At 63.6% G+C, this 17,944-nt stretch carries 18 protein-coding genes; 6 read left to right on the top strand and 12 right to left on the bottom strand.

Features of this window, described 5'->3' with window-relative positions:
- Positions 1–124: 124 nt before the first annotated feature.
- Both JKG68_RS21140 and JKG68_RS21145 read right to left on the bottom strand, forming a co-directional pair.
- On the bottom strand, positions 125–454 hold the full coding sequence (locus tag JKG68_RS21140) for an STAS domain-containing protein (protein WP_202063339.1): 330 nt from the start codon (positions 452–454) through the stop codon (positions 125–127).
- Complete coding sequence (locus JKG68_RS21145; protein WP_202063340.1) at positions 451–1,248, bottom strand: PIG-L deacetylase family protein; 798 nt, start codon at positions 1,246–1,248, stop codon at positions 451–453. The genes JKG68_RS21140 and JKG68_RS21145 overlap by 4 nt, the downstream gene beginning before the upstream one ends.
- A gap of 334 nt (positions 1,249–1,582) precedes the next feature.
- Between JKG68_RS21145 and JKG68_RS21150 the strand changes: the two genes are divergently transcribed.
- Complete coding sequence (locus JKG68_RS21150) at positions 1,583–2,047, top strand: hypothetical protein (protein WP_202063341.1); 465 nt, start codon at positions 1,583–1,585, stop codon at positions 2,045–2,047.
- A 12-nt stretch (positions 2,048–2,059) separates the two neighbouring features.
- On the opposite strand, the gene JKG68_RS21155 is transcribed toward JKG68_RS21150, so the two are convergent.
- Genes JKG68_RS21155 through JKG68_RS21165 form a run of 3 tightly spaced genes read right to left on the bottom strand, consistent with a single transcriptional unit; the run spans position 2,060 to position 4,852 of the window.
- Complete coding sequence (locus tag JKG68_RS21155; RefSeq protein WP_202063342.1) at positions 2,060–2,503, bottom strand: ATP-binding protein; 444 nt, start codon at positions 2,501–2,503, stop codon at positions 2,060–2,062.
- Positions 2,504–2,535: 32 nt separating this feature from the next.
- Positions 2,536–2,871, bottom strand: a complete 336-nt coding sequence (locus tag JKG68_RS21160; protein WP_202063343.1) for an STAS domain-containing protein — start codon at positions 2,869–2,871, stop codon at positions 2,536–2,538.
- Positions 2,858–4,852 (bottom strand): PP2C family protein-serine/threonine phosphatase, encoded by a 1,995-nt coding sequence (locus tag JKG68_RS21165; RefSeq protein ID WP_202063344.1) that lies wholly within the window; start codon positions 4,850–4,852, stop codon positions 2,858–2,860. The genes JKG68_RS21160 and JKG68_RS21165 overlap by 14 nt, the downstream gene beginning before the upstream one ends.
- Before the next feature lie 76 nt (positions 4,853–4,928).
- Between JKG68_RS21165 and JKG68_RS21170 the strand changes: the two genes are divergently transcribed.
- From JKG68_RS21170 to rimO, 3 genes are all read left to right on the top strand, one after another.
- On the top strand, positions 4,929–5,975 hold the full coding sequence (locus tag JKG68_RS21170; RefSeq protein ID WP_202063345.1) for an endo-1,4-beta-xylanase: 1,047 nt from the start codon (positions 4,929–4,931) through the stop codon (positions 5,973–5,975).
- Positions 5,976–6,125: 150 nt separating this feature from the next.
- Positions 6,126–6,623 (top strand): GAF domain-containing protein, encoded by a 498-nt coding sequence (locus JKG68_RS21175; protein WP_202063346.1) that lies wholly within the window; start codon positions 6,126–6,128, stop codon positions 6,621–6,623.
- Positions 6,624–6,903: 280 nt separating this feature from the next.
- On the top strand, positions 6,904–8,220 hold the full coding sequence (gene rimO / locus JKG68_RS21180; RefSeq protein ID WP_202063347.1) for a 30S ribosomal protein S12 methylthiotransferase RimO: 1,317 nt from the start codon (positions 6,904–6,906) through the stop codon (positions 8,218–8,220).
- A gap of 181 nt (positions 8,221–8,401) precedes the next feature.
- Here the strand turns inward: rimO and pncA are convergent, their stop codons facing one another.
- The 5 genes from pncA to JKG68_RS21205 all read right to left on the bottom strand — a co-directional run bounded on the left by pncA (position 8,402) and on the right by JKG68_RS21205 (position 13,854).
- Complete coding sequence (pncA, locus tag JKG68_RS21185) at positions 8,402–9,037, bottom strand: bifunctional nicotinamidase/pyrazinamidase (protein WP_376773181.1); 636 nt, start codon at positions 9,035–9,037, stop codon at positions 8,402–8,404.
- Positions 9,038–9,141: 104 nt separating this feature from the next.
- On the bottom strand, positions 9,142–10,224 hold the full coding sequence (locus JKG68_RS21190) for a BMP family ABC transporter substrate-binding protein (protein WP_202063349.1): 1,083 nt from the start codon (positions 10,222–10,224) through the stop codon (positions 9,142–9,144).
- Between the two features lie 102 nt (positions 10,225–10,326).
- Positions 10,327–11,244 (bottom strand): ABC transporter permease, encoded by a 918-nt coding sequence (locus tag JKG68_RS21195; RefSeq protein ID WP_202063350.1) that lies wholly within the window; start codon positions 11,242–11,244, stop codon positions 10,327–10,329.
- Complete coding sequence (locus JKG68_RS21200) at positions 11,241–12,317, bottom strand: ABC transporter permease (protein WP_202063351.1); 1,077 nt, start codon at positions 12,315–12,317, stop codon at positions 11,241–11,243. The genes JKG68_RS21195 and JKG68_RS21200 overlap by 4 nt, the downstream gene beginning before the upstream one ends.
- Positions 12,307–13,854 (bottom strand): ABC transporter ATP-binding protein, encoded by a 1,548-nt coding sequence (locus JKG68_RS21205; protein ID WP_202063352.1) that lies wholly within the window; start codon positions 13,852–13,854, stop codon positions 12,307–12,309. Before JKG68_RS21205 ends, JKG68_RS21200 begins: the two co-directional genes overlap by 11 nt.
- Before the next feature lie 220 nt (positions 13,855–14,074).
- On the opposite strand from JKG68_RS21205, the gene JKG68_RS21210 reads away from it, so the two are divergent.
- Positions 14,075–15,283 carry a UbiH/UbiF family hydroxylase gene (locus tag JKG68_RS21210; RefSeq protein ID WP_202063353.1) on the top strand — a complete coding sequence of 403 codons (1,209 nt, stop codon included), beginning with the start codon at positions 14,075–14,077 and terminating at the stop codon, positions 15,281–15,283.
- Between the two features lie 136 nt (positions 15,284–15,419).
- Here the strand turns inward: JKG68_RS21210 and JKG68_RS21215 are convergent, their stop codons facing one another.
- Positions 15,420–16,391, bottom strand: coding sequence for an AEC family transporter (locus tag JKG68_RS21215; RefSeq protein WP_202063354.1), 972 nt, complete (start codon positions 16,389–16,391; stop codon positions 15,420–15,422).
- 210 nt (positions 16,392–16,601) lie between these two features.
- On the opposite strand from JKG68_RS21215, the gene hspQ reads away from it, so the two are divergent.
- On the top strand, positions 16,602–16,931 hold the full coding sequence (gene hspQ / locus JKG68_RS21220; protein WP_202063355.1) for a heat shock protein HspQ: 330 nt from the start codon (positions 16,602–16,604) through the stop codon (positions 16,929–16,931).
- Positions 16,932–17,010: 79 nt separating this feature from the next.
- Here hspQ and JKG68_RS21225 read toward each other — a convergent pair whose 3' ends face one another.
- Entirely contained in the window at positions 17,011–17,841 is an 831-nt protein-coding gene (locus tag JKG68_RS21225; protein ID WP_202063356.1) for an invasion associated locus B family protein, read from the bottom strand.
- Positions 17,842–17,944 lie beyond the last annotated feature (103 nt).

Consider the following 17,944-nt stretch of genomic DNA (forward strand, 5'->3'; position numbering starts at 1 on the left):
GGCTACACCCGTCATGGCAGCCTCCTGTGTCAGATCAGGAGATTATGAACCCATGCGCAGGAGGTGCAACTGTAGTGATAGGCCGCCGCGCACCATGAGCCTTCACGTGGGCCTGGAGCGTGCCTCAGGCCCAGGCGTTCTCGGGCGTCTCCACAACTTTGAAAACCCGGTTCAGGGTCGTCAGCTGCAGGAGCTTCTGCACCTGCTGGCTCGGCGCGATCAAGCGCAGATCGCCTTCGGCCCGTCGCGCAGCCTTGAGAACGGATACAAGGCTGCCGAGTCCGGTGCTGTCGATGAACGGCACCGCAGCCAGATCGAGAGCAAGGCGGGTCTTTCCCTCTTCGATCGATGCTTTAAGGCGCGCCAGGAACTTGGGTGCAACCGCAGCATCCAGGCGACCGTTCAGCCGAACGAGGGTGACGTCCTGCTCCAGGGCTTCGAAGGATAGCATCATGCTTTGTCACCTCTTGGGTGAACAGGCCAAAACCGCTCCGCTGGTCCGAGGGCGCCGCCTGTCCTGTACGCGAACTCCGCAACAGTGCTTCTGAAATCCGTCGTGAAGCGAAAGATCACCGGAACCTGAGACCGGTAGCAGGCAATCGACCGAAGGCGGTCCTCGAGCCTGTCTCCGATGGGAACAACCAATGGCTCGCCGACGGCATCCCCGAGCACGGACAGGCGAGCCTCGACGCCGGCAGGCGTATGGATGGCATAGGGGCAGTCCTCGTAGGCATAGACCTCAACATTCCGGGATGCGAGATGGCGCCCGGCCTCGAACACGAGTTGGTAATCCACGTGAGAACCCACGCCCAGGGGAACGAAGACCCGTGTGCCGTCACGCCACTCGGGCAGCTGACAGATCTCCTCCGCCAGGTAGGCCGCCAACTCCAGCTCTTCGCCTTTCAGAACTCCGAATAGTTCGGGATCGGACCGATAGCGGTCGCCCCGGTAGATGGCATCCGGCAATCCAAGCCAGCGAACGGCGGATCCGAGCGCTTGAGCGGCCTCAGCGTCCTCGGTGCGCCGCACGGAGAGAACGTGCTCGGCATCGGTGACCTTCCACCGTTCATGCTTCCATGCCGCAAACTCGCCGACCATCTCGTCGACCAGCTCTCCGGCAAACACCGTCACCATGTGCGGCTCGTCTCCCCGTGCGGCCATCAAGGCAACCGTGCCGCCACAGGAGAGCGGAATATCGTCATAATGCGGCTGAACGAAAAGAGCCGGTCCCGACCTCAAAGCACTCACCGTATCCTCTTCAACTGCCTTATGGGCAGGGTCCTGCAGCATATGCTCGGCTGGCTCTTCCAAGTCGCAGGCCGGATTTCACCGCAAATCAGCAAACCTTACCCCACTCGATTACGAGCACCTTTTCCGCAGATCAACCTGTCTGTGAATTAATGCCGCGCAAGGTTAGTTTGTTTCAAAATCGAGCTTGGCCTTGATTGCTTGGTGATTTCTTGAGCTAATCCAAGGGTCTCTCTTGCATTGTTCAGCTGCAGGCCCCTAATCTCCGCACCCTTTCCCCGTTCCCAGGGGATGAGTCCTATTCGTGATTTGCACGTGGTTCGGAGTTGCAACGTTGACTTTTAGAGAAGGCCTCCTCAAGGCGCGCGGACAGATCACCTTCATCGTGGCGCTCGCTCTTTCGACAGGGGTCATCATCTATCTCGAGGCGTTGGATACCGAGGAGCGCATCCAGAGCCGCGTCACCACGGAACTTGCCCGGCAGAGAAACGCTCCGGCGACGGTTTCTCCATCCATCGAGGCCGCAGTCAGGGCAAACCTCACCCGTGCCGAGCAAGCCTACGCGGCCGATCCCGGCAACGAGGCGCACCGGGCAGCTCTGCTCACGTCCTTGTCGTCCGCCGTTCAGCTTGGGATTCGAAAGCCCGATGAGGGGCTATCGGGTGCGCAAAGGATCCTCGACGAGATCGAGGGGCAGCCTGGAGACCGGAATCCGGCTGTCGCCTCCGCACTGGGAGCGGCGGCCCTCGCCTTCCCGTCGCTTCAGGAGCGGATCGCAAAGCTGAGCGGGGCTCCCTAGAAGGCAGGGATCCTAAGGGAGCGGGCGTTCGATGCGTTTCACCATGCGCAGGCGATTTTCGGTCTCGCTGGAGAGATACTGAACCTCGTCCATGTTCATGCGGATGAGCGCCAGGCCCATTCCGCTCTCCGGGATATCTGCAAGCTCCGTCTCGTCGAAGGAGAAGGGATCCGCAGCAGGCTGCTCCAGCAGCTGAGGCTCCATGGGAGAAGCATGATCGATGATGTCGATCACCACCTGGTCCGATTGAAGCCCGACGGCAACCTGAACATCCTTGCCGGGCTTGCCCTGGTAGCCGTGCTTGATGACGTTGTTGATAGCCTCCACAAGGCTGAGCTCAACGGCATCCTGATCATCCGGGCTCAGGAAATCCTCGCACAGGGCACGAACGGCGCGCGCGAGAAGGGAGACCTTGTCCAGGTCGCTGTCTATCGAGAGGCTGATGGAGGAAACCATCCTGTTTCTTTCTGCTCCCTGGCTGAAGCCGGTCAGGCCGACAGCTGCTCGACCGCGGAATCGACGGTGGCGTGGAGCGCGAACACGCGATCCATCCGGGTCAGCGTAAACAGTCGGCTGACGGCCCCCGTCGCGCCCGCAACCGCCAGGCCCCCCCTGGGCCCGAGGCGCTTGAGGCAGGAGACGAGCGCACCCAGCCCGGAACTGTCGATGAAATCGACGCTGCTGAGATCCAGAACGATCTGATTCTGCCCGCTGTCGATGCACTTCGTCATCTCGTCCTTGAAAGCCGGCGCTTTGCTGGCGTCGATGCGCTTTTCAGCGACCCGGACGACGAGGACGTTATTACGTAGATCAGTGGACAGCATCGGCTTGGGTCCTTTCGGGTAAGCGCTCCAGCATGAGAACGCTCAAGTCGTCATCCAGGGTTTCAGAGCCGCGCCACTTCCGCAATACCCCGTCGAGCGTCTCGAGGACGGCCGGCGTGGTCCCGGTCGCGTTCTCGCCGACCAGCTGGCGCAAGCGCGCTTCCGAGAACTGTTCGCCTTCCTGGTTTTCCGCTTCCACCAGCCCATCGGAGAAGATCAGAAGCCGGTCGCCGGGACCGAAGTCGAATTCCAGCCTCTCATAGGATGCGGAGGAGATCATCCCAACGGGAAATCCGCCATCGCCGATCAGTTCCACGGTTCCACCCCGGCGAATGACCAACGGCGACGGATGGCCGGCCTGAACGATGCTCGCACGCTGGCCGCGGGGATCGATCTCTCCGAGGATCATGGTGAAATACGGCAGGTCCTCCGGCCAGTCCTCATTGATCTGGGCGGCGATCTCCTCGAGGTGGGTTCCTTGCGTCCGGGTAAGGATGGCCTGGGACAGGGTATGATGGCACGCCACCGACACGAGGGCAGCCGGCGCCCCATGGCCTGCCACATCCACCTGGAAGAAACCGATCCCGCCGTCGGTGCGCCGAACGACGTTGTAGGTATCCCCGGCGATCAGGCTCGATGGGCGGAACAGGCCCCGGTACCGCACATCCCCCAGGGTCGCGGCGGCAGGCAGCATGGTGCTCTGAATGACGGCGGCCGCCTCGAGATCCTTGCGGAGCTGCCGGTAGGCATCCCGGAGGCGGGCATGAAGAAGCTGCTTCTCGCTCTGCGCCCTCTGCCGCTGGATCGCATTGGCCTTGAACACGCGCAATGCATCGTTCATGGCGCCGATCTCGTCGGCCCGGGTCAGACGCGGCAGGGGTGTCGTCAGGTCGTTATCCGCCAGCTTCAGCATCGCATCGCTCAAGCCCTCGAGCGGCTGCACCACGCGCCTGCGGACGACTAGGGCGCTTGTGATCACGGCCGCAATGCCCAACAGAAGCAGCGCCGACCAGAGAGCCACCGTTCGTTGCGCGCGCGAAAGCTCCGCCTCGAGCCGCTCCCGCGAGCTGGTCAGCAGCTCCTGCTGCATGAGCGCGACGCTGCGGAGCGATCGCTCGGTCATGTCATACCACTGGTCGGGGCTCAAAGCGGGAGGCACCCGCCCGATGAATGCCGCCAGCAACGAACGCTGGAGCGGTGCGAAGGTCGTGCTGTAATCCTCATGTGTCGAGGAAACGGCCTTCTCGACCTTTTCGCTCAATGGAACGGCCAATTGACCGTCGATCAGCTCCCAGGCGAGCCCTGCCCGGCCGGCGTTCTGGCTGATTGCATCGAGTTCGAGACTGCCTGTCTCAGCCATTCTGACCAGCGCGTGGGTGACGAGCGCCTGATTGCGGGCGATGCTCTCGCTCAGGATGGCCGCAAAGGCCCGCAGATTCGCCTCCGTTCTGAGAACCGGGTCCAGGGGCCGCTCGCGCTGGAGAAGGGTCATCCGTGACGATTGAAGCTCCTCCACGAGGCGGCTTGCCTGCTGGAACCAGCGCGGCGCGAACTCGAAGCCCCGAAGCGGCTGGTCCGGCGCCAGGTAGCCATCGACCTGCCCCCGCAGGGTGCCGATCTCCTCACGGATTCTCACAAGAGAGGCCAGGCTGCCGTTGGTATTGCTCAGAGACGCCTTGGTCCTGCCGATCTCGGCCTCGGCCGCGCTCAGCAGTGCGTCGACCCGGCGCCGGGCCTCTCTCAGCTTGTAGAGCTTGTCGCTCTCGCCCGCTTCTCTGATAAGGAGCACGTAAGCTTGGCTTCGCTCGCTCGCGAGGGCGTCGGTTCCGAGCAGAAGCTGCTCGCGAACGGCGTTGGAGGCCACCATGCGCTGCGCAGTCTGATACTTCAGGATCTCGTTACGGATCTGAACGGCCACCGCAACAAGCAGGGCAGCACCGAGGAAGGCTGTCAGGATCAACAGGATATGGCGAATCTTCATGGGGCTGGGGATCTGACGCCGCTGTGCTCGGTTGAGGTCTGTTCGGGCTGTTCTGCCATTAGGCGAGGAAGGATGAATGACGCAAGATGGACTCAAACAGTACGCCTTGTCGAGCGCCGCATCTCACAAGACGCCCCTGTACGGGACCGCTATTGGCACCTCGGACCTCACCCTGCAACCGCGCAGCCGTGCAATTCTCCGTCATTGCAATTTAGTTACATCCGAGTACGAGATGAAGTGGGATGCCGTTTTCCGGCATTCGCACGAGCCGGACTATGCGGCGCCCGATGACCTCGTCGCCTTCGCCAGGGACAATGGCCTCGCTTTTCACGGCCACACATTGTGGTGGCATGAGTCCATTCCGGCGTCTCATCGTGAAAGCTCCGACAAGGTTTTTGCCGAGGCCGCGATGCAGCACCTACGGGTCATAACAGCCCGTTATGCGGGGCAGCTCCATTCCTGGGATGTGGTGAACGAGGTGTTGGAACCTGCCCACGGTCGGGATGACGGCTTGCGCGGCACGCGCTTTCTCAACGCCATGGGACCCGACTACATCGGCATCGCCTTCCAGGAGGCTGCGGCCCTCGATCCGAACGCCACTCTTGTGCTGAACGAGATGGGATTGGAATACGCTCATCCCGAAGCCGAAAGGAAGCGGCGCGCCATGATCGCCCTCCTCGAGCGGGAGCTCTCAAGGGGAACCCCCATCGCCTGCCTCGGCATCCAGTCGCACCTCACAGCAATGGAACAGCCCCGCCATCACCCTGACCTGCGAGCCTTTCTCCGGGAGATCGACGGGATGGGCTTGAGCGTGATGATCACAGAGCTGGACGTGTCGGATCACCTTTGCCCTCGCGACAGAGCGGAGCGTGACCGCGTGGTTGCGGATACATATAGGGCATACCTCGACCTTGTGCTCGAGGAAAGCACCGTCCTGGCCGTCACCACCTGGGGCCTGTCCGACGATCGCACTTGGCTGAACGCCTTCAGACCCAGGCCCGACGGCTCTCCCCAGCGGCCGCTGCCTCTGGACCGGGCGCTTCGGCGCAAACCCGCCTGGCATGCCATCAAGGCCGCATTGCTCAAGGCCGCAGCGCATCGGAATTCGACTATATCGGATTAGGGGGAGCAGACGGAGCGTTAACTGCGCTGCAGTCTTGCGAAATCAATGACTTACCCTTGAGGGGAAGACGGCTTACAAAGCCACGACCGTGATATAGCTAAGCACCGGCGAGGGGTCCGAGCGGACCGTCCCCTTGGAGGAAAGTATTCGATGTCGTTCCCGATTAGCCCCGATGAGGACGAGCGCCTCAAGGTTCTCTTGGAAACGGGCGCCCTCGATCCGCAGCAGGATCCTGTTCTCGACAGTCTCTGCGAGGAGGTGCGGCAGCACTTCGGGGTGCCGATGTGTACGATCACCCTCCTGGACCGGGCCCGGCAGCAGATCAGGGCCGCGCAGGGACTGGAAACAGGCGACACGCCGCGGAATGCCGCATTCTGCAACTATACGATCCTGAGCGATGAGGTCTTCGTAGTGAGCGACGCCCTGGCCGATGACCGGTTTAGGGACAATCCTTTCGTCACAGGCGCGCCCTTTCTCCGGTTTTATGCGGGCGCTCCTCTGATTTTCCTGAAGAACATCAGGCTAGGGGCCTTATGCCTGCTCGACACGAAGCCTCGCTCTTTCTCCCGCGGCGACAAGGCCGAGCTTCAGCTCTTTGCCGAGCGGGCCGTCCAGAAAATCGCCGCCAGGGAACTGCAGGGGCCCTGAAGGCCGCCCGCAGATCAGCAGGCGAGCCTGACAGGGGAGCCGCGACAAACCCTGATGTTGTCAGGGCAAGCCGGGTGTTGTAAAGGCACACTCGCCTTAAGTCGCACGTTCCTCTCGAGATGGAATGCCTGCGCGAGGCGCTGGATCGATCCAGGAATGCCCGACCTTCAAAGCTTCCTGCCTCCGACCAACATGTTTTCTTGCCCAGACCTCGTGCCGATGCGGCCGTGGGCGGGCGACCTTTCAGATGTCCGTTTCGACAGAAGAGTGGATTTGGCGGATGAATGCTCCCGCGCCTAAAGTCTCGTTCGTGTCCCTTGGCTGCCCGAAAGCCCTGGTGGACTCCGAGCGCATCATCACCCAGCTTCGCGCCCAAGGTTACCAGCTGACCAAGGAGCATGACGGGGCCGACGTGGTGATCGTCAACACCTGCGGCTTCCTCGACAGCGCCAAGGCCGAGTCGCTGGAGGCCATCGGCGAGGCCATGGCCGAGAACGGCAAGGTCATCGTCACCGGCTGCATGGGCGCCGAGCCCGAGCAGATCCGCGATCAGTTCCCGAACGTGCTGGCGATCACGGGACCGCAGGCCTACGAGTCCGTGGTCTCGGCCGTGCACCAGGCCGTCCCGCCCGCTCACGACCCCTTCGTGGATCTCGTGCCGCCCCAGGGCGTGAAGCTGACGCCGCGCCACTATGCCTATTTGAAGATTTCCGAGGGCTGCAACAACCGCTGCTCCTTCTGCATCATCCCGAAGCTGCGCGGCGATCTGGTGAGCCGTCCCATCGGGGACGTGCTGCGCGAGGCCGAAAAGCTCGCCCGGGCCGGCGTCAGGGAGCTTCTGGTGATCTCGCAGGACACCAGCGCCTACGGCGTCGACATCAAGTACCAGCCGAGCCTGTGGAAGGACCGGGAGGTCCGCGCCCGCTTCTTCGAGCTTTCCAAGGAACTGGGCGAACTCGGCATGTGGGTGCGCATGCACTACGTGTACCCCTACCCGCATGTGGACGAGGTCATCCCGCTGATGGCCGAGGGCAAGATCCTTCCCTATCTGGACATTCCCTTCCAGCATGCCTCACCGCGCGTCCTGAAATCCATGCGCCGTCCTGGAAACCAGGAAAAGACCATGGAGCGGATCCGGAAGTGGCGTGAGGTCTGCCCGGATCTGGCCATCCGCTCCACCTTCATCGTCGGCTTCCCCGGCGAAACGGAGGAGGACATGGATCTTCTGGTTCAGTGGCTGAAGGACGCGAAGATCGACCGGGCCGGCTGCTTCCAGTACGAGCCCGTGCAGGGCGCCCCCGCCAACGACATCGCCGGTGCAGTGCCGAACGAGGTGAAGGAGGAGCGCTGGCATCGCTTCATGCAGACCCAGCAGAAGGTCAGTGCCATGATCCTCAAGAACAAGGTCGGCAAGACCCTGCCGGTCATCATCGACGAGCCCGGCGCGACGGTGGCCACCGGCCGCACGAAGTACGACGCTCCGGAGATCGACGGCGTGGTCTACGTGGCCTCACGCCAGCCGCTCAAGGCCGGCGAGATCGTGAACGTGAATATCGAGAGTTCCGACGAGTACGATCTGCACGGGACGGTGGTTTAATCGCCTTCTCGAACCAGCCTGCAACATCACAACCCCGGGCTCGTCCCGGGGAGCCACGCTTTCACACCCTTGCGTGTCCCTCCACCCTCATCCTGAGGAGCCGCTGAAGCGGCTCCTCAGGATGAGGTCTGTGTTTCCTGGATCTTGGATCGACGGAATGATCCCGTCACGACAGCAGAGTTCAAGGGTTTATGATTTGGGCGCTGTTAATGGTTCGAACACCGGCCGCTTCCAAATCCTGCCGGGCCTTCTCAAGCGACCCGTTCGTATCGATAGCCCGCGAGGCATCCTCGATGAGGTAGGTTTCGAATCCGGCGGAAGCTGCATCCATGGCCGTCCAGGCCACGCAGAAGTCCAGCGCCAATCCCGCACAGAAGACCCGCTGGAATCCGCGCTCCCTCAGATAACCCTCAAGTCCCGTCGAGGTCTGCCGGTCGGCTTCCTTGAAGCCCGAATAGCTGTCGATCCCCTCATTGTAGCCTTTGCGGATCACGAGCTGCGCATGCGGGATGTTTAACTCACCCGAGATCTCGGCACCTTTGGTCCCTTGCACGCAATGATCGGGCCAGAGCACCTGCGACCCGTAGTGGAGATCAACCAGGTCGAAGGGCTGCTTGCCGGGATGGCTCGAAGCAAAGGAGGCGTGTCCCGCCGGATGCCAATCCTGCGTCAGAACCACATGGCGAAAGGCCCTGGCGAGACGGTTGATCGGCGCGATCACCGCGTCTCCGTGGGGCACCGCGAGCGCGCCGCCGGGAAGGAAGTCGTACTGAAGGTCGACCACGATGAGGAGGTCCTGATCACCCGGCTTCACGATGTCCCTTCCTTCTCCACCCGTCTCTCAGGTCATGAATATAGCCGCCCAAACGAAAAGGGCAGTCGATCGCTCGACTGCCCTCACCTCCTGCGAAGCGCTTTGGCTTATTGCGGGATCTTGTCCTCGATGCCCTTCACGTAGAAGTTCATGCCGAGAACCTGCTCGTCGGAGAGGGCGCCCTTGCCCTTGCACTCGATCTCCTTACCGTCCTGGCCGATGACCGGGCACTTGAACGGGTTGAGCGTGCCGGACCGAATGGCGGCCTCGGTGTCTTGCGCCAGCTTCTTCACGTCGTCGGGCATGTTCTTGTAGGGCGTCATCACGACCATGTTGGAGGCGAGACCGCCCCAAACGTCCTCGGACTTCCAGGTACCGTCGAGAACGGCCTTGGTGCGGGCGACATAGTAGTCGGACCAGTTGTCGACGATGGCGGTGAGCTGCGCCTTCGGGGCGAAGCGCTCCATGTCGGAAGCCTGGCCGAAGCCGAACTTGCCGCGGGCCTCGGCGGCCTGGATCGGAGCCGGGCTGTCCGTGTGCTGGGCCAGCATGTCGACGCCCTGGTCGAGGAGCGCCTTGGCGGCATCGCCTTCCTTGGCCGGGTCATACCAGGTGTTGGCGAACACGATCTTGATCTTGACGTTCGGGTTCACCGACTGGGCGCCGAGATAGAAGGCGTTGATGCCGGCCACCACTTCCGGGATCGGGAAGGCGCCCACATAGCCGATGGTGTTCGACTTGGTCATCTTGCCGGCGATCTGGCCGATGATGTAGCGGCCCTCGTGGAACTTCGCCGCGTAGGTGGAAAGGTTCGGGGCGCGCTTGAAGCCGGTGGCGTGCTCGAACTTGATGTTCGGGTACTTCTTGGCGACCTTCAGGGTCGGCTCCATGAAGCCGAAGGAGGTGGTGAAGATCAGGTCGTGGCCGGTACGGGCGAGTTGCTCGATGGCGCGCTCGGAATCGGCCTCGGGGACGCTCTCGACGAATGTGGTCGTAACCTTGCCCGGGAAAGCCTTTTCGATGGCCTGACGGCCCACATCGTGCTGGTAGCTCCAGCCGTGGTCGCCCACGGGGCCGACATAGATGAAGCCGACTTTGACTTTGTCCTTCGGCTGCGCGACGGCGCCGGTTGCGGCCAGAGCCACGACCGCTGCTCCCGCCAGAGCTCCGAAGATTTTACCTGAAAGCATGCTTGTTCCCTCGAGTTTAGGTTTCACTCATCCGTTGCAGGTCTGAAGCCTTCTGGCAAGAATTCCTCTGCCTACACTTTGGTCAGATTAACACCACTTTGCCTACCGGTCAGGCACGAATGGCGCGCCCAGGGAACCGGGCGCTCCGATGGCGCGGCCATGGCGCAGGGACAGGAGCAGCAGGGCGATGATCGTGGCGAGATAGGGCACCGCCGAGAGCAGCTGGGACGGCACGCCGAATTGGGCCGCCTGGGCATGAAGCTGCAGCACGGTCGCCGCCCCGAAGATATAGGCACCGACCAGGAGCCAGCCCGGCCGCCAGGCGGCAAAAACCACCAGCGCCAGGGCGATCCAGCCGCGTCCCGCCGTCATGCCGGGTGACCAGAACCGGGTGTAGACAAGGGCGAGGTAAGCCCCGGCCAGCCCGGCGCAGGCACCTCCGAACAGGATCGCCCAGAAGCGCACGCGCCAGACCGGCATGCCAAGGGCGTTGGCCGAGGTGTGGTTCTCCCCGATGGAGCGCAGGGTCAGGCCCGAGCGGGTCCGGGTCAGGTAGATGGCGACCAGGATCGTCAGCGCGATAGAGGCATAAACGAAGAGGTCCTGCTCAAAAAACAGGCGGCCGATCACGGGGATATCGCTCAAGCCTGGGATGTCGACGGGCGCCACGGGATCGCGCCTTGCACCCACGAACGGCGCTCCGATCAGGCCGGACAGGCCCAAGCCGAAGATGGTGAGGGCAAGCCCCGAGCCCACCTGATTGGCCGCAAAGCCCAGCACCACAAGGGCAAACAGGGCCGCCATCAGGGCTCCCGCCAGCATGCCGGCCGCAACCCCGAGCAGGGTGGAGTCGAAGGTCACGGCGGCGGCGAAGCTGCAGGCGGCGCCCATGGCCATCATGCCCTCGACGCCGAGGTTCAAAACGCCCGAGCGCTCCGCTACGAGCTCGCCGAGGGCTGCGATCAGCAGGGGCGTCGAGGCGGTGACGATGGTGAGCAGGATGGCCTCGAAAGTGGTCATTTGCCCCCTCCCCGTGCGACGAAACGTATGCGGTAGCTCACCAGGGCATCGGCTGCGAGCACGCACAGAAGCAGGATGCCCTGGAAGGCCTGGGTGAGATCGAGCGGCAGCTTAAGCATGATCTGCGCGCTCTCGCCGCCGATGAAGGTGAGCGCAACCACCAGGGCTGCGACCAGGATGCCGATGGGATTGAGCCTGCCCAGGAAGGCCACCGTGATCGCCGTGAAGCCATAGCCGGGCGAGATCGAGGGTTGAAGCTGCCCGATCTGGCCCGAGACCTCCGAGATTCCGGCGAGCCCTGCCAGGCCGCCTGAAATGGCGAAAACCGACATCGTGGTCGCCTTGGAGCTGAAACCCGCGAACCGGGCGGCGCGAGGGGCATCGCCCGTCAGCTTGAGCCGGTAGCCGAAGAGCGTCCGCCCCAGGATCACGGCCGTGAGCACAATGGCAGTGGCGGCAAACACCGCCCCATAATGGACCCGGCCCGCCTCCAGGATAGGCGGCAGGGTGGCCGACGGATCGAAGGTCACCGATTGAGGAAAGTTGAAACCCTTCGGATCGCGCCAAGGGCCGCGCACCAGATAGTCGAGGATCAGCTGCGCCACATAGACCAGCATGAGGCTGGTCAGGATTTCGTTGACGCCGAAGCGGGTTTTCAGGAAAGCCGGGATCAGGCCATAAAGAGCCCCGCCGATGATGCCCAAGAGCAGCATGAGCGGCAGCACCCATAAGCCCGCCTCGGTGCCGTGGGTTCTGAGCGCAAGCCAGCTGCCGAGAACAGCCCCGATCACATACTGGCCCTCAGCACCGATGTTCCATAGGTTGGCCCGGAAGCAATAGGACAGGCCGATGGCGATGAGCGCCAGCGGTGTCGCCTTGACGAGAAGCTCCTGCAGCGACCAGGGATCGCTCAAGGGCTGGGTGACATAGACCTCGAAGGCGGCGATGGGCGAGCGGCCCATGAGCCAGATCACGAATCCTGCGATCAGGAACGAGACGATGAAGGCCGCAACCGGCGCAAGCGCCCTCATGACCGGCGATACGTTGGTGCGGGGCGTCAGCTCAAACCGCATGGGCGCCCCCTTGAGCTTGTGCGACGCCTAGCATCTCGAGGCCGATGGCTTCCTTGGTCCACTCACGGGCAGGTTTCAAAGGGCTCAGGGTGCCCTGATGAATAACAGCCATCCGGTCCGCCACCTCGAACAGCTCGTCGAGATCCTGGCTCACGACCAACACGGCGCTGCCCTCCCGGGAAAGATCCACAAGCGCCTGACGGATGAGCCGCGCCGCGCCCGCATCCACGCCCCAGGTGGGCTGATCGACGATGATCAGCCTCGGTTTGCGGATGATCTCGCGGCCGATGACGAATTTCTGCAGGTTGCCGCCGGAGAGCTTGCGCGCCTGCGGATCGCTTTCCGGCGTGCGCACGTCGAAGCTCTGGACGATGGAGCGGGCAAGGCGCCTGGCGGCATTCACCAGAATGAAGCCCGAGCGGCTGACTTCGGCCGCCGCATGGGAGATGAGCGTGTTCTCGCTCAAGCGATGGGTTGGTGCCGCGGCATGGCCGAGGCGCTCCTCCGGCACGAAGGCGGCGCCGAGCCGGCGGCGGGCATCGATGCCCATGGTCCCGCAGGCTTTGCCGGCGATCACGATGGCGTCCGCCCTGTCGGCCAAGCGCTCGCCCGAAAGCGCCGCGAACAGTTCGCTTTGGCCGTTGCCCGCGATGCCCGCGATGCCGACGACCTCACCGGCGCGGGCCACGAGATCGATACCGTTCAGGGCTTGGCCATGCAGCCCCACAGGGGGGAAGGACAGGCGCCCGACCTTGAGCATCTCCCCTTGCGGGTGGTGCGGCGCATCGGTGCGGACCCTGCCCACCTCGTTGCCAACCATGAGCGCCGCGATCTCCCGGGCGCTGCTCGCCCGCGGGTCGATGGTGGCCACCACGCGCCCGCCCCTCAGGATCGTGGCGCGGCGGCAGAGGCGGCGCACCTCCTCCAGCTTGTGCGAGATGTAGAGAATGGAGCAGCCCTCCGCCGACAGCCGGTCCAGGGTGGTGAAGAGATGCTCCGCCTCCTGGGGCGTCAGCACGGAGGTGGGCTCGTCGAGGATGAGCAGACGAGGATTTTGAAGAAGGCAGCGAACGATCTCGATGCGCTGCCGCTCGCCGGCAGACAAGGTCCAGACCGCCCTGTCCGCATCGAGCGCCAGGCCATAGGTTCGGCTGATCTCGCCCAGTTTGCCCCGGACGGTGGACAGGTTCCAGTCGCCGGAAAGCGCGACGGCGATGTTCTCGGCCACCGTCAGCTCGTCGAACAGCGAGAAATGCTGGAACACCATGCCGAGGCCGAGCGCCCGCGCCTCGACCGGTGACGCGATGGCAACGGGGCGGCCCTCCCAGCGGATCTCGCCGGCACTCGGCTCTATGACCCCATAGAGGATCTTGACCAGCGTCGACTTGCCGGCGCCATTTTCTCCCAAAAGCGCGTGGATCTCGCCAGGCTCGATCGCCAGATCGATCCCATCGTTGGCGAGAAGATCGCCATAGCGCTTGCTGATCCCTTTAAGCTCGACGAGGGGTTTCCCCGGTGGTGATACGTCTGGCTTCACGCAAGCGACTCTGACTTAAAAAGTTGAAGCAGGGTAGGAACAGGCCCATGGATGACGGCCCGCACGGAACTTGGCAAGTATGGAACTTGGCAAGTGCCGCGCCGGTTCGCCTTTGTCTTGTGGAGCGATCATAGGGACGGGGCACAGCGGTCGGCAATGGCCAATCCATGGTTTATTGTGAGTCCGAAGGCCGTCCACAATCTGGTGCGGAGAGAAGCCCGTGACCGAAAAGACTTATAGCATCGCCGTCGTCGGCGCCGGAGCCGTGGGATTGAGTGCGGCGCTCGCTTTTGCCCGCGACGGCTTCAAGACGGTTCTGGTCGGAGGCCTCGACACCCGCCGGGACGGACGCACGGTTGCCCTTCTCAACGGGTCCGTGCGCTTCCTGGAGGCGCTCGGCGTCTGGCCCGAGATTGCCAAAGCGGCCGCGCCGCTCGAAACCATGCGCATCATCGACGACACCGGCAGCCTGTTTCGCCCCCCGCCAGCCTCCTTCAGGGCCGGCGAGATCGGCCTCGACGCCTTTGGCTGGAACATCGAGAACGCCACCCTCGTCGAGACACTGGCCGAGGCGGCCCGCGGATGCGAGAACCTGGATCTCGTGCCCGATTTTGCGGTCGGGTTTGAGGCGGACGAGGCAGGGGCCCACCTGACGCTTGCCGACGATACAAGGATCAGGGCGAGCCTCGTGGTTGCTGCGGACGGGCGCAATTCCAGGCTGCGCCAGATCGCTGGCGTCGATGCCCGAACCTGGTCCTACCCGCAATCCGCCGTCACGACGATCCTCGCCCACGACCGGGACCACCGGGAAACCTCGACCGAATTCCACACCCGGCACGGGCCGTTTACCCTTGTGCCCCTGCCCGGTCGCCGCTCGAGCCTTGTGTGGGTAACGAGCAAAGTGGAAACCGAGCGCCTGTCGCGGCTCGACGACGCCGCCCTGGCCCTCGCCATCGAGCGGCAGGCCGGATCGCATCTGGGCGCCATGCGGGTCGAGGGCCCCCGGGGGCTCGTGCCCATGACGGGCCTGTCGGTCAACCGCTACTGGTCCCGGCACCTGGCGCTCGTGGGTGAGGCGGCGCACGTCTTCCCGCCGATCGGAGCGCAAGGGCTCAACCTGGGCTTCCGTGACGTTGCCTCCTTGAGGGATGCGGTGGTGGATGCGAACGACAGCGGCCAGGAGCCAGGGTCGGACGAGAGCCTGAATCGGTACCAGCAAAGCCGCGATCTCGATGTCCGCTTGCGCACTGCAGCCGTCGACGGGCTCAACCGGACGCTTCTGACCGGCCTGCTCCCTGCCGATTTCCTGCGCGGCGCCGGGCTCCTGGCCTTGAGCAACATCGGCCCCTTGCGGCGCATCGTCATGCGCGAGGGCGTTCTGCCGCGGGTGGGAGTGCCCAGGCTGATGCAGGGTACGGTGCCAGTTTAAGGAACAGCTGTAGCTGCCCCTCTTGTCATTCCCGGCCGGAGCGAAGCGGAGGGGAAGGGAATCCATGGCGCTGAGCGTGTGGGTGGATCCCCTTCCTTCGCTGCTCTCGCCGCGGATGACCAGCGCGCAGTTGCCTTCAGGGAAACAGATCGTAGGGCAACGCGCCGGTCTTAGTGGTGATGTAGAGAACCCCCGTCAGGGTCACCATGGAAACAAGGGTTCCGAGCAGCACGCAGGCGGAGGCGCGCTCCACGCCGACATTGTACTGGGTGGAGATCACGAAGATGTTCAAGGCAGGCGGCAAGGCTGCCATGACGATGGCCGCATAGGTCCAGGTCTGGCCGAAATCGCCGACGGCGGACAGCACCACCCAGACCAGGAAGGGGTGCAGAAGCAGCTTGATGAACACGAGGGCCGGCACCTCGCCCGGCACCTTCCGCAAGGGCCGCAAGGCGACCGTCACGCCGAGAATGAACAGGGCGCAGGGGGCGGCCGCTCCGGACAGCCAGGTCACGACCTGATCGACGGGCTGCGGCAGCTGAAGGTGAAGATAGCTCGCCGCGATGCCGACTGCCGTCGCGACGTTGAAGGGATGGGTCACCACCCTCCAGGCGATCCTGCGGACCGTGGCGGACAGGCTGAGCTTTTCAACGCCCGCCATCGACATCAGGAGCGGGACCACGGAAAACAGGAACAGGTTGTCGAAGACAAAGATCAGCACGACGGGAGCGCTCGCGGCCGCCCCGATGGCTCCAAGAATGAGCGGCGGCCCCATATAGCCGATGTTGGAATAGGACCCGGCGACGCCCTGCATGACGGCCTGGGCAAGCTCCCGTGTATACCGCCATCCGGTCGCGAAGGAGAGCACGAAGGCGCAGAAGGTCGAGAACGTGGTTGCCGCGATGAAGGGCCAGTTCGCCAGCTCGTCCAGCGGCTTGTCGGCGATGAGCCGGTAGAACAGGCAAGGCAGAGCCACATAGATCAGGAAGAACTGCATCCAGGCGAGGCCGGACTCGGGCTGCCTGACCACCTTGCCGCAGAAGAAGCCGAGGCCGATGAGGCCGAAGAAGGGGGCGAGCAGGTTGAACAGCCCGATCAGGTCGGACATGGGCGGCTCCAGGCGAGAGGGTGCGGCAGGCGGAAGGTGTCGGCACCCCTTCTGGCAAGGTTGGAACCTTGCGGCAATCCCACCTTTCGAGAGGCCTCCAGTCCAAAAACGCAAAGCTCGCCCGGGATCCCCTGCTCTCCTGATCGTGACGAGGAGCGGATTTGGAGAATCCGGCCCGCGTCTCTATATGCAGATCAAGGAGTTAAGACCATGAAAGCGAGTTCAGCCAAATTCGCGATCGGCCAAGTGGTGCGTCATCGACTGTTCGATTTCAGGGGCCTGATTTTCGATGTCGACCCCGAGTTCGACAACACGGAAGAATGGTGGCTGTCGATCCCCGAGGAGGCCCGGCCACGCAAGGACCAGCCCTTCTATCACCTCTTCGCCGAGAATGCGGAAACCGAATACATCGCCTATGTGTCCGAGCAGAACCTTCTGCCGGACCCTTCGAGCGAGCCTCTGCGCAACCCGATGATCGAAGAAATGTTCACCCGGGAAAAGAACGGCATCTACAGGGCAAAGCCCATGCTCGCCCACTGAAGTGCCGGCAAACCTAAGCCGAAAAGAAAACGCCGGGTCATCGACCCGGCGTTTCTCGTTTGCCTGATGGTTTCAGAGCTTACGGCTTGGGAGCCGCCGCAGCGCTCGGAGCCGCAGCGCCGGGAGCGACGCCCGGGGCAGCCGCGCCAGGAGCACCTGCGCCAGGAGCACCTGCGCCGCTGTTCAGCATCTTCTGGCGCATCTCTTCGCTCTTCTTCTGAAGCTCTTCCTGAAGCTTCTTCTGCTGCTCTTCGAGCACCTTCGGGTCGATCGGAGGACCGTCGAAGGACTTGCCGAAGCCTGCAGCCGGAACGGCGAAGGTGATCTCGCGGCCCATCTGGTTCTGGACGCTGACGTTCAGGTTCGCGCCCTTCTTGAGGGATGCGATGAAGTCGTCCTTCACCTGCGCCTCGGCGAAGCAGCCGTTGGGCAGGCACATGACGTAGCGGCCGGGAACGGCCTGACCCTGATCGACCGTGAAGCGCAGGCCCGGCTGCAGGAGCAGGCCGAGCGGCATCACGAAGCGGACGACCTTCTGCGGCTGCTGGCCCTTCACGTCATAGACGGCGAGCGCGAGAACCGGCTGGCCTTGGTCCGAGACGAAGTCGCGGGTGGTGTAGCAGATCTCGGTGTTGGTGTTCTGGTCCTTGCCGCAGACCTTGGTCCATTCCGGCTGGGACGGCTCGGCCTTCACGGTCACGACCGTAGGGCCGGCATTCTGTTGCGGCTGAGCGCCGCCTGGAGCGGGCTGCTGGGCCGGTGCGGCAGGGCGGGCCGGCTGGGCGGCCGGAGCTGCAGGCCTCTGAGCCGGAGCGGTCTGAGCCAGAACGGGCGCGCTCACCATAAGGGCCAGAACAGTCGCCAGGCCACGGGTCCCCCCCAGGCTCGCGATGCGTGTCGCGAATGACATGTTGTTATCCTCTTCAGTCGAAAGGTCGGCTTTTGAAGTGGCCGGTTGATCCGGCGCGTTCTAAACCTGCAATGATGCGGTCAAATCCGTGCCCAATGTGGCG

Origin of the sequence: Microvirga aerilata (genome assembly GCF_016743775.1) — a bacterium.
GTDB classification, from domain to species: Bacteria; Pseudomonadota; Alphaproteobacteria; order Rhizobiales; family Beijerinckiaceae; genus Microvirga; species Microvirga aerilata.